This is a genomic window from Streptomyces sp. NPDC057271 (assembly GCF_042668715.1).
Lineage (GTDB): Bacteria > Actinomycetota > Actinomycetes > Streptomycetales > Streptomycetaceae > Streptomyces.
Window position 1 is genome coordinate 1 of record NZ_JBHUYJ010000071.1, and the last position, 5,282, is coordinate 5,282.

At 70.2% G+C, this 5,282-nt stretch carries 3 protein-coding genes; all 3 read left to right on the forward strand.

Translation table 11 applies throughout. The features are described from left to right. Window positions 1-127: 127 nt before the first annotated feature. The 3 genes from ACFUJR_RS26905 to ACFUJR_RS26915 all read left to right on the forward strand — a co-directional run bounded on the left by ACFUJR_RS26905 (window position 128) and on the right by ACFUJR_RS26915 (window position 5,116). Window positions 128-1,855 (forward strand): amidohydrolase family protein, encoded by a 1,728-nt coding sequence (locus ACFUJR_RS26905; protein WP_383180986.1) that lies wholly within the window; start codon window positions 128-130, stop codon window positions 1,853-1,855. Next, window positions 1,852-3,303 (forward strand): aldehyde dehydrogenase family protein, encoded by a 1,452-nt coding sequence (locus ACFUJR_RS26910; protein WP_383180989.1) that lies wholly within the window; start codon window positions 1,852-1,854, stop codon window positions 3,301-3,303. Before ACFUJR_RS26905 ends, ACFUJR_RS26910 begins: the two co-directional genes overlap by 4 nt. Before the next feature lie 247 nt (window positions 3,304-3,550). After that, window positions 3,551-5,116, forward strand: a complete 1,566-nt coding sequence (locus tag ACFUJR_RS26915; RefSeq protein WP_383180992.1) for an APC family permease — start codon at window positions 3,551-3,553, stop codon at window positions 5,114-5,116. Window positions 5,117-5,282 lie beyond the last annotated feature (166 nt).

The following is a 5,282-nucleotide window of genomic DNA, read 5'->3' on the forward strand; positions in this document are numbered from 1 at the left end:
CAAAAGAAGCGCGGGGCGGTGTTTTCCCGGACCACCGTTCCGTCCCGTCCCTGGCTGGGAATGTCGTAGCCGCGGCCGGCTACCGCGTCCCCGGCCGGGGCGTGTCCACGTGCAGAAAGGGACCGTCATGCTCGACCACCTGATCAAGGGCGCCACCGTCGTGGACGGCACCGGCGCCCCCGCCTTCGTCGCCGACGTCGGCATACGCGACGGGAGGATCGTCCTCCCCGGTGCGGGCGCCACCGCCCGCACCACCGAGGACGCCACCGGCCTCGTCCTCGCCCCCGGCTTCGTCGACCCCCACACCCACTACGACGCACAGCTCTTCTGGGACCCCTTCGCCACGCCCTCCATGAACCACGGCGTCACCACCGTCGCCGGCGGCAACTGCGGCTTCACGCTCGCGCCCCTCCACCCGGACCGGCCCGAGGACGCCGACTACACGCGCCGCATGATGTCCAAGGTCGAGGGCATGGCCCTCAAGGCCCTGGAGGAGGGCGTCGACTGGAGCTGGTCCTCCTTCGGCCAGTACCTCGACGCCCTCGAAGGACGGATCGCCGTCAACGCGGGCTTCATGGTCGGGCACTGTGCCCTGCGCCGGTACGTGATGGGCGCGGACGCCGTCGGCGGGCAGCCCACGCCCGAGCAGCTCGACCGGATGACGGCGCTCCTCCACGAGGCGATGGAGGCCGGCGCCTGGGGCCTGTCCACGACCCAGTCGTCCACCCACTCCGACGGCGACGGCGCCCCCGTCGCCTCCCGGCACGCCACGCCCGCCGAGCTGATCGCGCTCTCCGCGGCGGTCGGCGAGCACGAGGGCACCCAGCTCGAAGCGATCCTCGCCGGCTGCCTCGACCAGTTCTCCGATGACGAGATCGATCTCTTCGTCGACATGACGGCCGCCGCCGGACGTCCGCTGAACTGGAACGTCCTCACCATCGACGCCACAGTCCCCGAACGTGTCCCGCGTCAGCTCGCCGCCTCCGAACGCGCCCGCAAGTCCGGCGGCCGGATCGTCGCGCTCACCATGCCGATCCTCACCCCCATGAACATGTCGCTCGGCACGTTCTGCGCCCTCAACCTCATCCCGGGCTGGGGCGAGGTCCTGGCGCTCCCCGTGCCCGAGCGGATCGCCAGGCTCCGCGACCCGGAGGTCCGGGCCGAGATGCTGCGCCGCGCGGACTCGAAGGAGGCCGGTGTCTTCCGCCGCCTCGCGCACTTCGGCCGGTACGTCATCGGGGACACCTACAGCCGTGAGAACGCGGGCCTCACCGGGAGGGTCGTGGACGACATCGCCGCCGAGCGCGGCCAGGACCCCTTCCAGTGCCTCGTCGAGATCTGCGCCAACGACGAGCTGAGGACCGTGCTGTGGCCCATGCCCAGCGACAACGACCCGGCCTCCTGGGCGCTGCGCCGCGAGACCTGGGAGCACGAGGACGTGATGCTCGGCGGCTCCGACGCGGGCGCGCACCTGGACCGCATGTGCGGCGCCCCCTACACCACCCGTTTCCTCGGCGACTGTCTGCGCGGCCGGAAGCTGGTCCCGCTGGAGCAGGCGGTGAGGATGCTCAGCGACGACCCGGCCCGGCTCTTCGGGCTGCGCGAGCGCGGGCGGATCGCCGAGGGGTTCCACGCCGACCTGGTGCTCTTCGACCCCGAGCGGATCGACGCGGGCCCGGCGACCCTGGTGCACGACCTGCCGGGGGACAGCCCCCGGCTCGACTCGCGGGCGGTCGGCGTCGTCTCCGTCCGCGTCAACGGCGTGGAGACCATCCGCGACGACGAGGTGACCGGCGCGATCCCCGGCAGGGTGCTGCGCTCGGGCCGTGACACGAGGACGGTGTCCACCCGGTGAGGCAGCGACTGTTCATCGGCGGCGCGTGGGTCGAGCCCGACGGCGGGCACTACGAGGTGGTCAACCCGGCCACCGAGGAGGTCGTCGGGCTCGCGCCCGAGGCCTCCCGCGACCAGGTGTACGAGGCGGCCGAGGCCGCCCGGGAGGCCTTCGCGACCTGGTCCCGTACGAAACCGGAGGAACGCGCCGCGATCCTCGACCGGGCCGCCGACCTCATGGCTCGCGACGCCGACGCGCACACCGTCCTCGCGCAGGCCGAGACCGGCGCCACCACCGGGACCGCGCGGGGCATGCAGGTCGCCGTCGGCTCCTCGCGGTTCCGCCGGTACGCGCGCGGTGCCCTGGAACCGGTCGAGCAGGCGCTGCCCCCGCAGATCAACGAGGCCGGACCGATGGGGAAGGCCGGGGTCTTCGGCGCGGTCGCGGTGCGCCGCCCGGTCGGGGTGGTCACCTGCATCACCTCGTACAACAACCCCTGGGCCAATCCGGCCGGCAAGATCGCCCCGGCGCTCGCCATGGGCAACACGGTCGTGGTGAAGCCCGCCCCGCAGGACCCGCTCTCCGTGTTCGCGATGGCCCGGGCGCTGGAGGAGGCGGGTGTCCCCGCGGGCGTGGTCAACGTCGTCACGGGGACGAGCACGGCCGTCGGCGAGGCGGCCGTCGACTCCCCGGCCGTCGACATGGTCTCCTTCACCGGTTCCACGGCCGTCGGGCAGCGCATCGGCGAGGTCTGCGGCCGGGCGTTGAAGCGGCAGCTGATGGAGCTGGGCGGGAAGGGCGCGGCGCTGGTTCTCGACGACGCCGACCTCGACTCCGCGGTGATGGGGATCGGCACCACCTTCTCCTTCTACAGCGGACAGATCTGTACGGCCCCGACCCGGGTCCTCGCCCAGCGCGGGATCTACGAGCAGCTGATCGAGAAGCTCACCGGCTATCTGGCGTATCTGAAGGTCGGCGACCCGACGGTCCCGGGCACGGTCGTCGGCCCGGTGATCTCGGCGGCCCACCGTGACCGGGTGGAGTCGTACGTCGAGCTGGGGAGGAAGGAGGGCGCGCGGGTGGTCGCGGGCGGTGGGCGTCCGGCCATGGAGCGCGGCTTCTACGTGGCCCCGACGCTGCTCGCGGAGTGCACGAACGACATGCGGGTGGTCCGGGAGGAGATCTTCGGCCCGGTCGTCGTGGTCGTCCCCTTCGACGACGAGGAGGAGGGGATCGCGCTGGCGAACGACAGCGACTACGGGCTGCTCGACTACGTGTGGTCGGGGGACGTGGCCCGCGCGTTCCGCATCGCGGCCCGGCTGAGGGCGGGCGGCGTCGGGGTGAACACGATCGGACGGAACATGGAGGCGCCGTTCGGCGGGTTCAAGAAGAGCGGTGTCGGGCGGGACGTGGGGTCGTACGCCCTGCACGCGTACAGCGAGACGCAGGCGGTGGTCTGGCCGGGCTGACGCCTCCGGGTACGGCCCGGAAAATTCCTCGGGAAATTTTGGAAACGGACATTAAGGACAGTGCTGCGGTTCCCGCATACCGGACAGTCCCTGAGGCGCCTACCAATCGGTCGGTCCGGATCCGTGGTCGATCTTTCAATCAATGACGAGATGGTGTTGTCACCCTCGCATTGCAAGGTGAAGATCGCTCAACGTTCCGGACTCGCGTCCTCCGGATGTGGAAACCGCAGCACCTAACGTCCTGTTCATGACTCAGGTTGATGCACGGCCCCAGGCCGGAGACACGGTAAGGGGCGTCACCGCCTCGGGCGACACGCAGGGTGTCCGCACCAAGGGGCTCGGCGGGAACTCCGTCGGTCTGACGGGCGGCGCCGTCATCGGCATATCGACGGTCGCACCCGTCTACTGTCTGACCTCCACGCTCGGCCCCACGGTCGGCGAGGTCGGACTCCAGATGCCGGCCGTCTTCCTCGCCGGCTTCCTGCCCATGCTCCTCGTCGCGTTCGCCTACCGGGAACTCAACAAGGCCCTCCCCGACTGCGGCACCTCCTTCACCTGGTCGGTGAAGGCCTTCGGGCCCAGGATCGGCTGGATGTGCGGCTGGGGCCTGCTGGTCGCCACGATCGTCGTCCTGTCCAACCTCGCCGGTGTCGCCACCTCCTTCTTCTGGCTCACCGCGGGCGAGATCACCGGCAGCGCCGGCATCGCCGCACTGGACGACGACAAGGCCGTCCACATCCTCACCACGCTGATCTTCATCGGCATCGCCACGGCGATCAGCTACCGCGGCATCACCGCCACCAAGTGGGTCCAGTACGCCCTCGTCGGTCTCCAGCTCACGGTCATCGCGATCTTCGCCTTCATGGCGATCAGCAAGGCCGACCAGGTCGCCGGCTCGATCGACTTCTCCTTCGGCTGGCTGAACCCCTTCGGCGTCGAGTCGTTCTCCGCCTTCACCGCCGGCCTCTCCCTGTCGATCTTCATCTACTGGGGATGGGACGCCTGCCTGTCCATCAACGAGGAGAGCACCGGCAGCGCCCGCACCCCCGGCCGCTCCGCCTTCCTCGCCATGGTCGTCATCGTCGCCTCCTACCTGCTGGTCGCCATCGCCGTACAGATGTACGCGGGCATCGGCGAGGAGGGCACGGGCCTCGGCAACCCGGAGACCTCGGACAACGTCTTCGCCGTCCTCGCGGGCCCGGTCATGGGCTCCGGCCTCGGCATCCTGCTCTTCGTCGCCGTCCTCGCCTCGGCCGCGGCCAGCCTCCAGACCACGTTCATCCCGGTCGCCCGCACCGCCCTCGCCATGAGCACCTACGAGGCGCTGCCCCAGGCCTTCGCCCGGATGAACCCGCGCTTCAAGACGCCGGGCCGCGCGACCGTGTGGGCGGGCGTCGCCACCGGAGTGTTCTACGCGGTGATGAGCCTGGTCAGCGAGAACGTCCTGGTCGACACGATCTACGCCCTCGGTCTGATGATCTGCTTCTACTACTCGATCACGGCCTTCGCCTGCGTCTGGTTCTTCCGCAGGGAACTGACCTCGTCCTTCGGCAACCTGATGGTCAAGGGCATCCTCCCGGGCATCGGCGGCCTCATGCTCACCGCGGTCTTCGGCAAGACGCTGTACGACATGTGGGACCCGGCCTACGGCAGCGGCTCCTCGGTCCTCGGTGTCGGCTCGGTCTTCGTGATCGGCGTCGGGCTGCTGCTGGTCGGCCTGGTGATCATGCTGGTGATGCAGCGCCGGAGCCCCGCGTTCTTCCGGGGCGAGGTGCTGACGAAGGAGACGCCGTCGCTGGTGGTGGCGGACTGAGCACAGCCCTGTGAGCCCCTGAGGCCATGAGCCCATGAGCCCATGAGCCCATGAGCCCCTGAGCCCCCTGAGCCCCTGAGTCGAACGACGAACGAGGTGGGGGGGGCGGTTTCCTGTTCCGCCACCTCGTTTGTTTGTGCTTCCGTCTCTCGTTCCATTCGCGCCC

Coding starts and splice junctions, on each gene's coding strand:
- ACFUJR_RS26915 (WP_383180992.1), top strand. CDS start 3,551: ATGACTCAGGTTGATGCACGGCCCCAGGCCGGAGACACGGTAAGGGGC.
- ACFUJR_RS26905 (WP_383180986.1), top strand. CDS start 128: ATGCTCGACCACCTGATCAAGGGCGCCACCGTCGTGGACGGCACCGGC.